Source organism: Flavobacterium sp. Root420 (assembly GCF_001427905.1).
Lineage (GTDB): Bacteria > Bacteroidota > Bacteroidia > Flavobacteriales > Flavobacteriaceae > Flavobacterium.
Map to the genome: position 1 here is coordinate 650645 of NZ_LMEF01000001.1, position 15654 is coordinate 666298.

Genomic DNA, 15654 nt, shown 5'->3' on the forward strand with positions numbered 1-15654 from the left:
TTCAGGAAAGAAGCATAATTAAAAATCAAATACATGCTGAAAATGCAGAAGCTCAACCCAATGAAAAAAGTGTGAAGCGAATGCAGGCAAGAATACGATTTTTAAACTCACAGGAGAAAGAAATCAAAGAGGATATTAACTGTCTGGTAAAAGAAAATACAGATGTAAAACAAGTTATAGACAGAATAACAACCATACCTGGGGTTGGGAAATTAACGGCTGTAATAGTTTTGGCAGAAACAAATGGTTTTGAACTCATAAGAAACAAATCTCAATTATCAAGTTATGCAGGATTGGATGTAAAAGAAAAGCAATCTGGCACATCAGTAAAAGGTAAGCCCAGGATATCTAAAAAAGGAAATAGAAATTTACGAAAATCAATGCATTTACCAGCACTGACAGTAGTGAAATGGGACGATAATTTTAGAGCGATATATGCCAGATTAGTATCTAAACATGGAATTAAAATGAAAGCTTTGGTATCTATTCAAAGAAAAATACTGGAATTAATATACATCCTATTCAAAAACGAAACAATTTACGATAAAGACTATATTAATAAAAATAGCGTGAAAACACATAAGGTTTAGCACGCTATAGAGACTAGCTCAATGACTGTCTTGAAAAACAAAATTAATAAAAATTAAGATTTAAATTGGAAATCAACACAGAATCTTTGCGGTTAAATAAACGTTCCAACAAAACCTAAAACTAATTTCTAAGCCTTTCGTGGAGTAATTTGAAATACGGGAAAGCCTTTAAAAGTCGGCTGCCGTGCCAGGAGAACATTTCGCCGTCGACGAAAATAGTTTTGGCGTGATGTGTAAAACGGCCTATTTCAAAGGCGTCTTCTTCTTTGAAAGGATATGGTTCTGAGGAAAGGAAAACCAAATCGGGATCGCCTTCTAAACGCATTTTTTTAAGTTCAATTTCAGGATAACGACCTTTATCTTCATAAATATTCTGAAAATGATTCAGTTTTAATAATTCATTTATGTAAGTGTCCTTTCCTGCGACCATGTATGGATTTTTCCAAATAAAATAGGCTGCTTTTTTAGATGGAATATCCTGAATATATTTTTTGAAATCGCTCAGGGCGAAAGTCAGTTTGTCATTCCATTTTTGGGCTTCGGTTCTGCAATTAAACAATTGACCGAAATCTGAAATCATCTGAAAGTTGTCTTCAACAGAAACTATATTCGTTACCCAAACCGGACAAATAGCGCTTAACTGTTCTACGATTTCAAGTGTATTTTCTTCTTTGTTGCAAATGATAATATCGGGTTGCAGTAATTTTATTTTTTCAAAATGAATCTTCTTGGTTCCGCCAACAATTTTCTTCGTTGATTTGAGATGATAAGGATGCACACAAAACTTCGTGATTCCGATTATTTTTTCTTCTAAACCTAAATCATAAAGCAATTCGGTTTGAGAAGGAACCAACGAAATGATTCGTTTTGGAGCTGCCTCAAAAGAATGTAAAGTACCAAGCTGATCAATTAATTGTTTCATGTTTTCTTTGTTTCAGGTTTCAGGTTTGTTGGAATTTTTATTTAACCGCAAAGTTCGCTAAGGTTTACGCTATTAACGCAAAGTTATTCCCTTTGCGAGCCTTGCGAAAAAACTTTGCGAACTTTGCGGTTAAGTTATTCAAAGTAGGGCAACTTGAAACCTTAAACCTGAAACTTGGAATTTAAAATCTCTTCCATTTCCTGTTGTACTTTCAATGCTTCTTCTCTTGCTTTTTCAGCGAAATCAGTTCCTTTTGAAGCGTAGATAATTGCTCTTCCAGAGTTTACCAATAAACCTACCTTATCATTCATTCCGTATTTGCATACTTCTGATAAGCTTCCGCCTTGCGCGCCAATTCCGGGAACTAATAAAAAACTGTCTGGGACAATCTTTCTGACATCTGCAAAATATTCGGCTTTGGTAGCACCGACAACGTACATTAAATTTTCACTATTTTTCCATGTTTTAGAGGTTTCTAAAACCTGTTTGTATAATTCTTTAGCTCCGCTCTGTTCGGCTTCGCCTCGAGTTCCGTTTATAGTTAGGGTTTGAAAATCAAAAGCACCTTCGTTAGACGTTAAGGCTAACATGATCGTATGTTTGTTTTCGAAAGCCAGAAAAGGTTCCACCGAATCTTTTCCCATATAAGGCGCAACAGTTACACTATCAAATTTTAAATCTTCAAAAAAAGCTTTTGCATACATGCTTGAAGTATTCCCGATATCACCACGTTTTGCATCGGCGATTGTAAACATTTCAGGAAAATTTTCATTGATATAATTAATTGTTTTTTGCAATGACATCCAGCCTTTTATTCCATACGCTTCAAAAAAAGCAGTATTTGGTTTGTATCCAATAGTTAAGTCGTGTGTAGCGTCGATTATGGCTTTATTAAATTCGAAAATAGGATCTTCGGTTTCTAATAAATGAGGTGGTATTTTAGTTAAATCAGGATCTAAGCCAACGCATAAAAATGATTTTTTTTGAAGTATTTGTTCGTGTAGTTGTTGTGTTGTCATATTGTATTTTACTAGTGCGGCAAAATTACAAATAATATTATTGGTTTTTGAATGATTTTCGGCCACGAATTTCACGAATTTTTATAAATTAAAATAATACTAATTTGAATTTACAAATTCTTTTTTTGCTTTTAAATTTTAAACATTGAATTCCTATAACATCTTTCTCAAATTGTATAAGAAAAGAAAGCAACTGCTCAGCTATTTTTGTAAAAGAACCTTAAATCAAGCAATTATGAGCCCAAATATCGGAATCAGCCCAAAGAATTTAAAAAAGAGCACCAGCATATTAGCCACAATTTTATCAAATGAAATGACTTTGTATGTTAAGACCCGAAAATTTCATTGGAACATTTCAGGAAACAGCTTTATGGAATTGCACAAATTGTTTGAAGATCAATATCGCATTTTAGAAGCTAATATTGATGAAGTTGCAGAACGTATTAGCCAACTTGGTGAAAAAACGATTGGCACCATGAAAGAATTTATTGAAAATTCTACCTTAAAAGAATCTCCAAAAGAATATGCCTCTCAAAAAAGCATGTTGGAAGAACTTTTAGAAAATCATGAACAATTAGTTACAGAATTTAGAGATTACATTCCTCTTTTTGAAAATGAAAATAATGACATTGGTTCAGCCGATTTTGTTACAGGTCTATTACAACAACATGAAAAGATGGCCTGGATTTTAAGACGTTATCAAGTGTAAAAAATTATACAAATGTGAATTATACAACAGTTAGACAAATAAGTATAACAAAAATTAACTGATAATTTGCAACTTTACATTACATAATTATATAAATAAAAATATTCATGAATACTACAGAAATTAAAGGGAACTGGAACGAGTTGAAGGGGAAACTTAAACAAAAATACGCAAATCTTACAGATGATGATTTAATGTACGCTGAAGGTAAAGAAGATGAAATTTATGGAAGACTTCAGCAAAAATTAGGTAAGACTAAAGAAGAAGTTCAACAAATCATTTCAGATTTGTAAAATCTTCTAAGTCAAACCAGGATACCGTCTAATAAAAAACATTAGACGGTATTTTTTTGATTTTTTTTACTATATTGTTATAATACTTGACGTATCCAATGGGAATTACTCTCAGAACCAAAAATAAATTAATTATCTTTAACCAAATTTTTATAAAATGAAACTATTTATAAAGTTCGACATAAACACCATTTGTTCTCTTTATTTAAAGCAAAATCTTGAGGAGCAAAATATAAACTTTAAAACTTTAGGATTTGGTGAGATCGAAATTGAAGATAATCTGGATGTAGAAAAACTCGAAGCTTTAAAAGAAAACTTAGCCCCACATGGTTTTGAGGTTGTTGAAAATCAAAAAAGTGTTTTAGTTCAAAAAATTAAGGATGCGATAATTGAACTTGTTTTCCTGGAAGACAGTAACAATTATAAAAGCTCTGTGTTTTTAGCCGAAAAATTAAACCACAGTTACGGATACTTGTCCAATGTTTTTTCGGAAGTAACCTACTCTTCTATCGAAAATTTTATTATTTTACAAAAAATTGAAAGAGCCAAACAATTAATTATTATTAATGAAATGAGTTTGACCGAAATTGCTTTTTTACTAAATTACTCTAGTGTAGCACATTTAAGTACACAGTTTAAAAACACTACCGGAATTACGCCATCGGCTTTTCAGAGAATTATTAAAAAACGAAGAGAAAATTTAAAATAAAACCTAAATACTATACTAAAATGCAAAAAAACGCATTAAATATTTTATTGGCTGATGATGATGAAGATGATCGTCTTTTTTTCAAAGACGCTTTTGAAGAAATCAAAATACAAACTAAAGTACAATTTGTTCATGATGGGATGCAGTTAATGGATCATTTAATGGATCCTGAAAACAAATTACCGGATATATTGTTTCTGGATTTGAATATGCCAAAAAAAACGGGTAAGGAATGTTTGATCGAAATTAAAAAAACAGATCATCTAAAAAACATTATTATTGCCATTTACTCCACTTCATCGTCTGAAGAAGATATTGAGGACACTTTTGTACAAGGAGCTAATATTTACATTAAAAAACCAAGCGATTTTAATACGCTTAAAAAAATTATAAATGAAGTCGTGACCGTTAACTGGCACTATCACACATCAGGTTTGAACCGTGATAACTTTTTGTTACGACTAAAATAATACGCATGCTAAATGAAATGGATACCAAATTTTAATTCTTCAAACTCTTTGAGAGTTATTTTTGTCATCGCAGTTTTCATTCTGTTATTTCTATCATCCATTGCTTATAAGCACAATCAGGATTTAAATGAATCCAGCAAATTGGCAATGCATACGTATGAAATAAACCTACAATTAGAACGATTAATGTCAGCGATTAAAGATGCTGAGACTGGCCAGCGTGGATACATCATTACACGAAACAACAGGTTTTTAACTCCGTATCTTTATTCGCGTGACAAAGTAAATGCTTCCTTTGTCACTCTCAAAAAATTAACCGTTGATAATGCGGTCCAGCAAAAAAATCTCGAAAATCTCTTCAAGTTAATTATTCAGCGATTTGTTTCGTTCGAAAATTGCCTCAAATTCAGCGATCCAAAAACATACGATAAACGCAAACTGGACAATCATATGTTTGGTGGACGAATATTGATGGAAAACATTCGTTTTCAAGTTGATAAAATGAATGATATCGAGAAAAAATACCTCAAAAAAAGACTGGAAATTTATGATCAGGAAATTTCGTTAAGTCCTATTTTTTCGATCTCTTTATTTTTAACCGCACTACTTTTTATTTTATTAGCCTACAGACAAATCAGTCGTGATTTTGAGCGCCTGAAAATTTTCAACAAAAGACTTTTAATTTCCGGAGGCCTGATGGCTGAGTCTGAAATAATTGGCAAATTCAGTACCTGGCAATGGGAATTAGATTCGAATAAAATTGCGTATTCTGACAATCAGTTCCGATTATTAGGAGTTACACCAAATTCTTTTGTACCTGTAATAGAAACTTTTCTCGATTTTGTACACCATGATGACAAAGAAGCTGTTTCAAAATCAATGGACGAAATAATAGCAAAAAAAAACCTTCCATTTATTTATTATAAAATTGTCCGTCCAAATAATGAAATCAGGTATTTTAAATCAACCGGAAAATTATTGACCGATCAGCAAGGAAGTAAAATTCTACTCGGAATCAATTTTGATATTACGGATGAGCATTTACTTAATATCGAACTTCAGGAACGAAACAGAGAATTAGAAAAAAGCAATAAAGAATTGGCTTCTTTTAATCACGTGGCAAGTCACGATTTACAGGAACCGCTTCGAAAAATTCAAACGTTTATTTCCAGAGTTTCTGAAGCTGATAAAGCAGTCATGTCACAAAGTGCCAGAGACTATATTGCAAAAATTGAAGTTTCTGCAAAAAGAATGCGTGTACTTATTGATGATTTACTTTTATTTTCGAGAACCAATACAACTAAAAAAGAATTCATAAAAACGAATCTAAACGATTTGCTTCAAAACGCCGAATCTGAGTTAACAGAAGTAATGCATGAAAAGAAGGCGGTTCTTACAGCTTCAAAATTGCCTAAACTTTCTGTTATACCTTATCAGATCGAACAGCTTTTTATAAATCTAATCGGAAATTCTTTAAAATACAACAGACCCGGAATTGCGCCTGAAATTTCTGTTGAAAGCGAAAAAGTATTATCAGCAGATTATCCTGATTTATTAGAACAGTCAATAAAAAAATTCAATAAAATAACTTTTCGAGATAACGGAATGGGATTCGATCCTCAATTTAAAGAAACCATTTTTATACTTTTTCAACGTTTGCATTCTAAAACAGATTATCCGGGCACCGGAATTGGTTTAGCTATTTGCAAAAAAATTGTTGAAAATCATAAAGGACATATTTTAGCAGACAGTACTCCAAATGTTGGTTCTGTTTTTACAGTTTTTTTACCGGAATAACCTATACAATAATGTAGGAGAGCGTTTACTGAAAAATGACATTGTTCATTTGCGTAAACGCTTTTTTATGCGCTCAAAACACCTTAAAAAACGTTATATAAAGCCGTTATGGGAATTATATAACGTTTCTTTTTTATGCTGTAAAGTAAAACAAAGTATTCGTTAGCATCTTTGTAATGTAATACTTTATGAAGTAATAATGAAAACAGTACCCTTATTAAAAGCACCATTTTTTAAAGTTCTTTCCTTATTGATTATACTAATTTGTTTTCCGTTTTGCGGAAAAAAAAGTCAACGGGAAAACTCTATTAAAAAAGAAGCTTTTAATAAAAGTAAAGTTGAAGAAGTCGAAACTTCCTTTTTTATCGAAATGGGAAATATTGTCAATTCAATGATTTCAAAAAGTCAAGTTGCACAACAAAAAAGTTCTGAAAGTAAAATATTGGAAGTAAGTAAAAAAATTGCGGATCATCAAAATCAATTGTTGCAGAAAGTAACCGAAATGGCAAATAAAAAGCTCATTATCATTACCGACATCAACGCCTCTCATAAAGATGAATTAACAGAGTTGAATAATACAAATGGTACCAATTTTAATAACACTTATTTAAGTTCGATGACAATAGCACTAGACCAACAAATCAAAATGCTGGAACAGATTTCAAAAAAAACAAACGATCAGTTGATTTTGAAATTAGTGCTGGAGTATTTACCCGAACAGTACCAACTTTTACGAGAAACAGAACAAATTAAGAGTGAATTTAATTAAATGCCTTTATATCTATTTTTTAACAACTAAAATTTTTAACAATGAAAATGCAATCAAATTTTTTATGCGCCTTAGTCCTTTTTATGACAGCTTCATTTGGAATGCTGCACGCACAAGATGACAATGTAACAACAGAGTTTGGTGTAAAAGGAGGTTTTAACATGTCTAATCTGTATCAAAACGATGCTGATGACGAGAATGTACTTTACGGTTTTAATGCCGGTGTTTATGCAACATTACCTGTTTCAGATTTTATAGCTATTCAGCCAGAGTTATTATTTACTACTAAAGGTGCTGAATTAGATTACAACAATGCTTTTGCAAGCGGAAATGCAAAATTCAAATTAAATTATATTGAGCTTCCTTTATTAGTAAGAGTTAATATCACTAAAAACTTTAATGTTCACGCCGGTGGTTATGCATCATATCTGGTAAGTTCAAAAGTAACAGGTGACGGAGATTTTAACTTTGATGAAGAAATTGACACTGATGATTTAAACAAATTTGATGCTGGTCTTTCAGCTGGTGTCGGAGTAGATTTTAACCCAATAAGTGTTGGATTACGTTACAATTATGGTTTAACAACCGTTGGTAAAGAGAGAACTACTGCTGCCGGAACTTATACGTTTCCAGATGCAAAAAACAGCAATCTTACCTTATATGTTTCGTATAAACTGAATTAAAAATAAAAACAATTATTAACCACTAAATAATAAAAACCATGTCAAATTTATTATACACAATCGCAGTTATATTAGTTATTCTTTGGGCCATTGGGTTCTTTGCTTATAGCGCCGGAAGTATTATTCACATTTTATTAGTAATTGCCATTATCGCAGTATTATTCAGACTTATTAAAGGTCGGGAAATTTAAAAATCAAACATTATAAAATAATTTATATTAATCACTAAATCAAATATTATGAAAACGAGTAGCACATTATTAGGAATTTTAGGAGCTGCAGCTGCAGGAGCATTTTTAGGAGTATTGTTTGCACCGGACAAAGGATCAAACACAAGAAAAAAAATCTCAGATAAATCAAAAGATTACGGAGATAATTTAAAAAGCAAAGTAGACGGTATTTTAAGCACAATTACTTCAAATGGAAAAGATATCATTGATGAAGGAAAAGCAAAATTCAATCAGGTAAAAGAAGACTTCAACGCTACGAAAGATGAAGCAAAAACTGTAAAAACTAACTATTAAAAGTGAAATTTTTCAACCATAAAAATACCCTTACATCATGGAAACAAATGCAACAACAAATGAAAACCTTAATATGTATGAAAAAGCTGAAAACTATACCAAAACGAGCTTAGAGTTAATCAAACTCAAAACGGTATCAGCAGTAGCAGATGTACTATCATCATTAACATCCAAAATTGCGGTTGGCGCTGTTGTTGCATTTTTTACTTTGTTTCTTAATATTGGGATTAGCTTATGGATTGGAAAAGAACTTGGTGAATATTTTTACGGATTTTTTATAGTGGCGCTCTTTTATCTTATTGTGGCTATTGTTTTGCTTAAAACGCAACATAAGCTAATTAAAACGCCTATCGGGAACATGATTGTTTCCAGTATTTTAAAAGAAACAAAACCTGATTTAACTAATTAATAAAAAAGACTGTTATGAAAGCCGTTTATAGTATTGATGAATTAAATCAGAGGATAAAGCAATTAGAAGCACAACAAGATGCTGAATGGATTGCAATTAAAGATGAAATCGATGAAATTAAAGAGAATTTAAAACCTCTTAATCTTATTCGAAACACGGTGGCAGAAATCAATGAAACTGTTGGTTTTAAAAGCGATCTGGCGCAATCAGCGATCAGTATCGGAATTGGTTACCTGGCAAAAAAATTAGTTGTTGGAAAAACAGATTCGATATTCAAAAATATTCTCGGTTCTATTTTACAACTTGCCGTAACCACCCTAGTCGCAAAACCACAACATGAAGCTACACCGGATGAATCATCATAACACGAATCATCAGAGGAGTAATTGTCTAACTTAATATTAGTATTATGGAAAAGATAGAAGGAATAATAATAAAAAATGGTGTGTACATGTACTCCAATCTATATAAATGTTTTGAATTCACAAGAGTATTTCTAGGTATCTAACTCGTTTATACGTTTTTACTTTAACAACGGTTAAACAGTTAATACTTCACTATATTTTTTTAAGGTTCTGAGGTACTAAGCGGCTAAGATGCTAAGTTTTCTTAGATTCTAAGTTGCTAGGTAAAAAACCTCAACTTTAAACAAAAGAGACTATTTCACATTGGTGAGATAGTCTCTTTTTATTTTAAAAGATAGTACGTCCAGTATTATCCCTAATCAAAACAAAAAAGCCAAACCACAAAGTAGTCCGCTTTCTCTATATTCTATATTCTATATTCTATATTCTTTGCTCTTGCTTCTTTCATCTTGCCTCTTTCATCTTGCTTCTTTCCTCTAATTAAAAAAAAAACTTAGTCCCTTAGGATCTTAGTCCCTCAGAACCTTAGTTATAATTTTGATAAATTGGCAACTTCAAACCTACGTACAAATTACAAGCTTTAGAATTATTCGAAAACAAATTCGAAACCAGAGAACCAGAACCAATAAACAACGGACCAGCCCTAAAACCAGTTCCTATCTGAACTCCGCTGTATTCCATATACGTTACCGGAAGATAAAAACTGAATTGTCTGGTTTCATATCGCGGTGTAAAGGTTACTGAGTTTGCGATCGCAGTTGAATTTATTTTTTTAGCATCTGTCAAACTAAAATCAGTGCTTAAATTCAAATAGAATTTATTATCAATATTCCAGTCAAAGTTGGTGTGCAAGGCGGTTGGTAAATTAGCCTTTACTGCTTTTCTGGTTGCTGTTTTGGTATAATTAGCATCAAAAAATTCGAAGATATCATCTGCATCATCTATGTCATCCTGCGAAACGCTGCCGTTTAAATTATAGGTGTTTTCGATGGTATTTTTATAGTTCAGTTTGCCAATATCAGTTACAGAAAAAGCAGCTTTCAACTTATATCGGTTTCCTACGCAAGTATGGCAGTTGGTACGGTATTCATACGTAAAACCCAAATCGACACCAACACCAGCCGAAGTCGCATCAAACTCCGGATCTTTTCCGTTCTCATAATCGTAGCTTGCAGACGTTTTGAGCGTTCCTGTTGAATAATATTGACTCAAAGCAGGGTTAGCCTCATTCTTAGTAAAAGCCACACTCAAATTATTCCCGCTGATGTAACCGTTTACTCCAGCCATTAAGTATTTTACAGTGATTCCGCCTTTTATAAAATGCATGTCACGATCTAATAATACCGTAGCATAACTGGCACCAATCTCAGCCCAGGAATTACTAACACCGTTTGGATTCCCTCCTGATATTAAAAAACTATTCGACATGTCGATGTCTTTATTTACCTCATCAACAAGCTGACCGTTTACATCCACAAGATTGGTAATGCTTCTAACTCTCGAAAAAAGTGCGATACTGTGTACCGGCGTAATATTCATCATAAATGAAGGGCCCAAAATATCGACATTAAAATTTCCTCTGTTATTCGATTTGATGTTTTTACTCGCATCAGCCTGGAGATCAAAACCGCCGTCTAATACTTCGGCAAAATTAACGCCATACAAATCATTCTGTGCAGTGGAACTCGCAGAGAAAAGAGTAACATCAGCCTTGTATTTAGAATCTACAATAACAGACGGATTAAAAAGCGCCCCCTGAATCCCGGCATAATTATCATCCCGAAATCCAAAATACGATTGCCCACGGGCATAAAAAACGCTTCCTAAGAAGCATAATAAAAGTAAAGTTTTCTTCATAAATAATTTGGTTAGGTTTATTTTGTCATGTTTAAATATTTACAAATATGGACAAAAAAATGTCGAAAAAAAAAGGTTTTTTTTCTAAGATACTAAGGTTCTAAGACACTAAGGCTCTAAGTTTTAAAAATATATTAATTATCCTACTGCAATCATTATTCCATGTAGTATTGCGCCTAACTTTAAAACAAAAAAGCCGAACTACAAAGTAGGCCGGCTTTTAATCTATTTTCTATATTCTTTACTCTATTCTCTAAAAAGAAAACTTAGAATCTTAGCGTTTCAGCAACTTAGAAAAACAAAAAAAGCCAAACTACAAAGTAGTCCGGCTTTCTCAACAATCTTTATTCTTGCTTCTTTCCTCTATTCTCTAAAGTTCTAAAATGTCTAAAATTAAAAAACTTCGCTAGCTTCCTTCAATTTTTCCATATTATTCACCAACTGCAGCTCAGCTACAATTTTCTGAATATCACCATTCATAATGTTTCCTAAATCGTAAAGTGTCAAACCAACTCTGTGATCCGTTACACGACCCTGAGCGTAGTTGTACGTACGAATCTTAGCCGAACGGTCACCAGAACTAACCTGAGAAGTACGTTTTGTAGCATCTTCAGCCTCTTTCTTAGCCAATTCCTGTTCGTATAAACGAGAACGTAAAACGTTCAAAGCTTTATCTTTATTCTTGTGTTGCGATTTCTGATCCTGACATTGCGCCACCAATCCTGTCGGAATGTGCGTTAAACGTACAGCCGATTTCGTGGTATTAACCGATTGTCCACCAGGTCCTGACGAACAGAAGAAATCAACACGAACATCGTTCATATCAATTTGTACATCAAATTCTTCCGCTTCCGGTAAAACCATAACCGTTGCTGCCGATGTATGCACACGCCCTTGCGTTTCTGTTTGCGGAACACGTTGTACACGGTGAACACCTGCCTCAAACTTCAAAGTTCCGTAAACATCTTCTCCCGAAACCTCAAAAATAACCTCTTTAAAACCACCCGAAGTTCCTTCGTTCATATCTACAACCGAAGTTCTCCAACCCTGGTTCTCACAATATTTAGTATACATTCTAAACAAATCTCCGGCAAAAATACTCGCTTCATCCCCACCCGTTCCGGCACGAATCTCGACCATCACGTTTTTAGCATCTTCAGGATCTTTCGGAATCAACATAAACTTGATTTCTTCCTCCAGTTCCGGCAATCTTTCTTTTGCTTCGTCTAGTTGCATTTTGGCCATTTCGGTCATATCTGCATCACTTCCATCCGCAATAATTTCGTTTGCCTCATCTATATTAGCCATCAAAAGCACATATTCATCACGCTTTTCAGCCAATGCTTTCAGGTTTTTGTACTCCTGATTCAATTGCACATAACGTTTCTGATCAGAAATAACATCCGGCTGGATAATTAAGTCCGAAATCTCGTCGAAACGTTGTTTTACTATTTGAAGTCTATCTAACATTTTTAATTCCTTTTTATTGGACTGCAAAATTACGAAATTTTTGTTGAAAATTCTATCATTAACTTTTTGAGTTTTTTAGGCTTCGTTTCTTAAGATTGTTTGGTGGAATTATGATGGTTTTTAGGAGCTGTTTCCTGCTATCCGCTATATCTTTTTAGGCAGATTGTTTTGGTTTGGATTAGGGTGTTTTCGTTTGCCTAAAAAGGATGCCGCTGCTATCAGGGCTAGGGGAATTGTTTTTAGAAGAGGGTTTTATGGTTTTCCGTAATATTATTGAATTAAAAGAGATTAGCTTTGAAAACACAAAGTAATCCCTTAAATAGAACTACATCATGAAATTCAAAAAAATATTAATTACGTTTTTATTACTCTCAATAGTATCAATAAATTACGCCCAAAAAAAACCAAATTCAGAAACTAGACAATTTATTGATAACGCTGAGATAACACAGATAAACAAAGACTGGAATGTCAAGGCAGAATTTAAATCCGGACTTGGTGAAGTAGTTTCTTTTTTTCCAGTTGAAGCAATTGATTTGAAATCGAATAAGAATGTTAAGTCACTGCAAATGGATATGACTGTTAAATATGGAAATGTGATGACAGGACCAAATAATACGTATTTCAAATCTTCATGGATTGATTTAAATGAAGTGGAAGAATTTATACTTTTTATAGAAAAATACGTTATTCCAAACCTTAAAGACAAAACTGAAAGAAACCAATCAGTAACATACATTTTTAATTCAAGAGAAATTACATTTAGCTTTTATATTGAAAAAAGTACAAGAAGAATATCTATTTATTTAAAAGATAATGGCAATACCGATGATGAACATTATTTCTGGACAGAGTCACAAGTAAATAAAATTCCTGAGTTACTTACAATGCTAAAGGAAATTAAATAATTTTAAAAAGCATATTATGAAACACTTTCTATTCATAATTTTAATTGGAATATACTCAAATGCACAAGATTGTCCAACAAGAATTGGTGACTTTCAGATAAATTCGACAATTACTTCCGATTTAGAATGGATACTTCCATCATATTCATCATATATTTCGATAATTGAAAGTCTCGATGAATATCAAAATCTTACAGTTAATCATGAGGATCTCAATGAAGAATATGCAGGAGATCAATCTGCTTATCGAATAAAACCAGACTACAAAAATGTGAAAAGTTGGTACAATCTCGAAGTTGCCTCGGTAAATGATTCTACTGAAGTAATATTTATCCCAAGTTACAAAACTGATGATATTGTTATTAAAAACGTTCTACTTAAATTCTACAATGATAAGTTATATTTTATAAGAGCAAGCTTGAATAAAAGTTACACAAATATTATTCTTGAAAAATACAAAGGAAAAGGACATAAATCAGAAGAAAAGAAATCTCCGAATGCTTGTAAAAATATAAAACTTAAAAAATATTTGAATACATTTTCTCAATATTTTTTTGCTTCTGAAGAAAATAAAATTAGAGCATTGTTAACTTTTGATTTTAAAATCAATAAATATTGTGAAACTGTAATTAATGATAGAATAGAAATATTTGATTTTGATATTTACATGAGAGAAAATCAAAAAATTATTTTCAATATGGAAAACATGCAAATGATGGAAGATGACAGAAAGAAAATTGAAAAAGAACAGAAACTTAAAAGATTTTAAATAGACAACCATGCCAACATAAAATAATGAAATACTTTGCGAGCACTAGCGGGACGGTGGCTCTAGTGGAGGCTATACATTAACCCGCTCTCCGAAGTATCCTTTCGGAGCGGTACGCAAACATCTCTAACTTTGTAATTTTTATGTTCTTAAAAATTATAAACCTGATAAAAATCTTTTGACTTTTTATGAATGGTTCTAAAATTATAATTACGGTTTCACGTAAGGCTTTTGAATTAAATGTGCTTATTTTTGAGGAATGATTTCCTCTGCTCTCACTTCGTATATTTTTTTACGTTCTAACAAACTGTAAACCTGATAAAAAATCTCATCATTATCAAAGCCCAAACCTTAAAAAAATGAATCCAAAAAATCATCCGTTTTTTACAAAATATAGAAATCTGAAGTATGCATTATTATTTCATCTGTGTATGTCTTTCTTTATTTTTGTTTCAGGATTAGTTCGCGGGTATAATAATGAAGAGCCTTTGCTAGGTGTGAAAAAACCTTTTGAAAATTATACCGCATTATCTAATCCGGAAAAATATTTGAAAAGTGATTTTTTTGTAGTTGATACTGCATTTATTGAAGAAACTTCAGGGAATAAACCGTCTGATACAAAATCAAAATATACTGTAATTAGAGGTAATTTATTGCATTCGAACATCAAAAAAGAAATAATTTGGCAGGGTAATAATATATATACTTTTTATAAAGGAAGACTTGCCCTTAACAACAATAATTTCAATTATGTTTATACCAGAAAAGCAAAATCTGTCAAAGTATGGAGAAATATATTAAATGACGATCTTTTTTTAGACAACAAAAAACATCTAGAGGATAAAAAGACTAACGCTGTTTTTCATATATACATCTTTTTCTCTCTTTTTTTAATTACCACAATTTTATTCATTTTAAAAAAGAAATCAGAAGTAAGAACTCCAAGTGTTAATAATTAGAAGCTTCGCAAAAGTGCTGACTTTGCGTAGTTTTTTTTATCTTCTTAGAAACTAAAAACTTTATAAAAGTCCCCAGCTCTCCGAAGTGTTCCTTCAGAAGCCTCACTCTAGCTCAGGAAAAATTCTGTAATTAAACCAAAATAATGAACAAATCAAGTAAATTAATAATTGTGATTTTAAATTTATTAATGTTGTTATACGCAACATCATATCTTATTGATTTATTTAATTCTAAATTAAGCGAAGGATACGAATTGGCACTATCTGTACTTGTATTTGATTTTATATGCATACCCTTTTTAATATACTATTATTTTAAAAATCAAATTTCAGCTGTCAAATTTTTAGTAAGCATGATAACATCCTACACCTTTTGTTCGTTTATTGGAGTAAAAATTTCGATTGTTTTAATTTTTATTATTTCGATATTCT

The 15654-nt window shown here is 32.0% G+C and carries 19 protein-coding genes; 15 read left to right on the forward strand and 4 right to left on the reverse strand.

Annotated elements, in window-relative coordinates:
* Window positions 1-80 precede the first annotated feature (80 nt).
* Window positions 81-590, forward strand: coding sequence for a transposase (locus ASC72_RS24445; protein ID WP_241775601.1), 510 nt, complete (start codon window positions 81-83; stop codon window positions 588-590).
* A gap of 121 nt (window positions 591-711) precedes the next feature.
* On the opposite strand, the gene ASC72_RS02885 is transcribed toward ASC72_RS24445, so the two are convergent.
* On the reverse strand, window positions 712-1512 hold the full coding sequence (locus ASC72_RS02885) for an ABC transporter substrate-binding protein (RefSeq protein WP_056186405.1): 801 nt from the start codon (window positions 1510-1512) through the stop codon (window positions 712-714).
* Between the two features lie 161 nt (window positions 1513-1673).
* Entirely contained in the window at window positions 1674-2531 is an 858-nt protein-coding gene (pyrF, locus tag ASC72_RS02890) for an orotidine-5'-phosphate decarboxylase (RefSeq protein ID WP_056186902.1), read from the reverse strand.
* Window positions 2532-2766: 235 nt separating this feature from the next.
* Between pyrF and ASC72_RS02895 the strand changes: the two genes are divergently transcribed.
* The 11 genes from ASC72_RS02895 (at window position 2767) to ASC72_RS02940 (ending at window position 9259) form a co-directional block, all read left to right on the forward strand.
* Window positions 2767-3240 carry a Dps family protein gene (locus ASC72_RS02895; RefSeq protein WP_056186407.1) on the forward strand — a complete coding sequence of 158 codons (474 nt, stop codon included), beginning with the start codon at window positions 2767-2769 and terminating at the stop codon, window positions 3238-3240.
* A 107-nt stretch (window positions 3241-3347) separates the two neighbouring features.
* Complete coding sequence (locus tag ASC72_RS02900; protein ID WP_056186411.1) at window positions 3348-3533, forward strand: CsbD family protein; 186 nt, start codon at window positions 3348-3350, stop codon at window positions 3531-3533.
* A 157-nt stretch (window positions 3534-3690) separates the two neighbouring features.
* Window positions 3691-4242: an AraC family transcriptional regulator gene (locus ASC72_RS02905; RefSeq protein WP_056186413.1), complete on the forward strand. Its 552-nt coding sequence runs from the start codon at window positions 3691-3693 to the stop codon at window positions 4240-4242.
* Between the two features lie 20 nt (window positions 4243-4262).
* Window positions 4263-4712, forward strand: a complete 450-nt coding sequence (locus tag ASC72_RS02910) for a response regulator (protein WP_056186416.1) — start codon at window positions 4263-4265, stop codon at window positions 4710-4712.
* Between the two features lie 12 nt (window positions 4713-4724).
* On the forward strand, window positions 4725-6509 hold the full coding sequence (locus ASC72_RS02915; protein WP_056186419.1) for a sensor histidine kinase: 1785 nt from the start codon (window positions 4725-4727) through the stop codon (window positions 6507-6509).
* Between the two features lie 199 nt (window positions 6510-6708).
* Window positions 6709-7278, forward strand: a complete 570-nt coding sequence (locus ASC72_RS02920; RefSeq protein ID WP_056186422.1) for a DUF4142 domain-containing protein — start codon at window positions 6709-6711, stop codon at window positions 7276-7278.
* A gap of 41 nt (window positions 7279-7319) precedes the next feature.
* Complete coding sequence (locus ASC72_RS02925) at window positions 7320-7961, forward strand: porin family protein (RefSeq protein WP_056186425.1); 642 nt, start codon at window positions 7320-7322, stop codon at window positions 7959-7961.
* 38 nt (window positions 7962-7999) lie between these two features.
* The gene (locus ASC72_RS23850) at window positions 8000-8152 is read left to right on the forward strand and encodes a lmo0937 family membrane protein (protein ID WP_117595759.1); all 153 of its coding nucleotides are present in this window, start codon (window positions 8000-8002) and stop codon (window positions 8150-8152) included.
* 48 nt (window positions 8153-8200) lie between these two features.
* Window positions 8201-8485 carry a YtxH domain-containing protein gene (locus ASC72_RS02930; RefSeq protein ID WP_056186429.1) on the forward strand — a complete coding sequence of 95 codons (285 nt, stop codon included), beginning with the start codon at window positions 8201-8203 and terminating at the stop codon, window positions 8483-8485.
* A gap of 37 nt (window positions 8486-8522) precedes the next feature.
* Window positions 8523-8894, forward strand: a complete 372-nt coding sequence (locus ASC72_RS02935; protein WP_056186432.1) for a phage holin family protein — start codon at window positions 8523-8525, stop codon at window positions 8892-8894.
* A gap of 14 nt (window positions 8895-8908) precedes the next feature.
* Window positions 8909-9259, forward strand: a complete 351-nt coding sequence (locus ASC72_RS02940) for a hypothetical protein (protein WP_056186436.1) — start codon at window positions 8909-8911, stop codon at window positions 9257-9259.
* A 525-nt stretch (window positions 9260-9784) separates the two neighbouring features.
* On the opposite strand, the gene ASC72_RS02945 is transcribed toward ASC72_RS02940, so the two are convergent.
* Window positions 9785-11116 (reverse strand): DUF5723 family protein, encoded by a 1332-nt coding sequence (locus tag ASC72_RS02945; protein ID WP_056186438.1) that lies wholly within the window; start codon window positions 11114-11116, stop codon window positions 9785-9787.
* A 393-nt stretch (window positions 11117-11509) separates the two neighbouring features.
* Entirely contained in the window at window positions 11510-12586 is a 1077-nt protein-coding gene (gene prfA / locus ASC72_RS02950; RefSeq protein WP_026981929.1) for a peptide chain release factor 1, read from the reverse strand.
* A gap of 332 nt (window positions 12587-12918) precedes the next feature.
* On the opposite strand from prfA, the gene ASC72_RS02955 reads away from it, so the two are divergent.
* The 3 genes from ASC72_RS02955 to ASC72_RS02965 all read left to right on the forward strand — a co-directional run bounded on the left by ASC72_RS02955 (window position 12919) and on the right by ASC72_RS02965 (window position 15222).
* On the forward strand, window positions 12919-13494 hold the full coding sequence (locus tag ASC72_RS02955; protein WP_056186441.1) for a hypothetical protein: 576 nt from the start codon (window positions 12919-12921) through the stop codon (window positions 13492-13494).
* Between the two features lie 16 nt (window positions 13495-13510).
* Window positions 13511-14263 (forward strand): hypothetical protein, encoded by a 753-nt coding sequence (locus tag ASC72_RS02960; protein ID WP_056186444.1) that lies wholly within the window; start codon window positions 13511-13513, stop codon window positions 14261-14263.
* Between the two features lie 359 nt (window positions 14264-14622).
* A complete protein-coding gene (locus ASC72_RS02965; RefSeq protein ID WP_131725773.1) occupies window positions 14623-15222 on the forward strand; it encodes a hypothetical protein in 600 nt (199 codons plus the stop codon).
* The last annotated feature ends 432 nt before the right edge of the window (window positions 15223-15654 follow it).

Coding starts and splice junctions, on each gene's coding strand:
- ASC72_RS24445 (WP_241775601.1), top strand. CDS start 81: ATGCAGGCAAGAATACGATTTTTAAACTCACAGGAGAAAGAAATCAAA.
- prfA (WP_026981929.1), bottom strand. CDS start 12,586: ATGTTAGATAGACTTCAAATAGTAAAACAACGTTTCGACGAGATTTCG.
- ASC72_RS02925 (WP_056186425.1), top strand. CDS start 7,320: ATGAAAATGCAATCAAATTTTTTATGCGCCTTAGTCCTTTTTATGACA.
- ASC72_RS02930 (WP_056186429.1), top strand. CDS start 8,201: ATGAAAACGAGTAGCACATTATTAGGAATTTTAGGAGCTGCAGCTGCA.
- ASC72_RS02900 (WP_056186411.1), top strand. CDS start 3,348: ATGAATACTACAGAAATTAAAGGGAACTGGAACGAGTTGAAGGGGAAA.
- pyrF (WP_056186902.1), bottom strand. CDS start 2,531: ATGACAACACAACAACTACACGAACAAATACTTCAAAAAAAATCATTT.
- ASC72_RS02945 (WP_056186438.1), bottom strand. CDS start 11,116: ATGAAGAAAACTTTACTTTTATTATGCTTCTTAGGAAGCGTTTTTTAT.
- ASC72_RS02905 (WP_056186413.1), top strand. CDS start 3,691: ATGAAACTATTTATAAAGTTCGACATAAACACCATTTGTTCTCTTTAT.
- ASC72_RS02915 (WP_056186419.1), top strand. CDS start 4,725: ATGAAATGGATACCAAATTTTAATTCTTCAAACTCTTTGAGAGTTATT.
- ASC72_RS02960 (WP_056186444.1), top strand. CDS start 13,511: ATGAAACACTTTCTATTCATAATTTTAATTGGAATATACTCAAATGCA.
- ASC72_RS02910 (WP_056186416.1), top strand. CDS start 4,263: ATGCAAAAAAACGCATTAAATATTTTATTGGCTGATGATGATGAAGAT.
- ASC72_RS23850 (WP_117595759.1), top strand. CDS start 8,000: ATGTCAAATTTATTATACACAATCGCAGTTATATTAGTTATTCTTTGG.
- ASC72_RS02965 (WP_131725773.1), top strand. CDS start 14,623: ATGAATCCAAAAAATCATCCGTTTTTTACAAAATATAGAAATCTGAAG.
- ASC72_RS02895 (WP_056186407.1), top strand. CDS start 2,767: ATGAGCCCAAATATCGGAATCAGCCCAAAGAATTTAAAAAAGAGCACC.
- ASC72_RS02955 (WP_056186441.1), top strand. CDS start 12,919: ATGAAATTCAAAAAAATATTAATTACGTTTTTATTACTCTCAATAGTA.
- ASC72_RS02935 (WP_056186432.1), top strand. CDS start 8,523: ATGGAAACAAATGCAACAACAAATGAAAACCTTAATATGTATGAAAAA.
- ASC72_RS02920 (WP_056186422.1), top strand. CDS start 6,709: ATGAAAACAGTACCCTTATTAAAAGCACCATTTTTTAAAGTTCTTTCC.
- ASC72_RS02885 (WP_056186405.1), bottom strand. CDS start 1,512: ATGAAACAATTAATTGATCAGCTTGGTACTTTACATTCTTTTGAGGCA.
- ASC72_RS02940 (WP_056186436.1), top strand. CDS start 8,909: ATGAAAGCCGTTTATAGTATTGATGAATTAAATCAGAGGATAAAGCAA.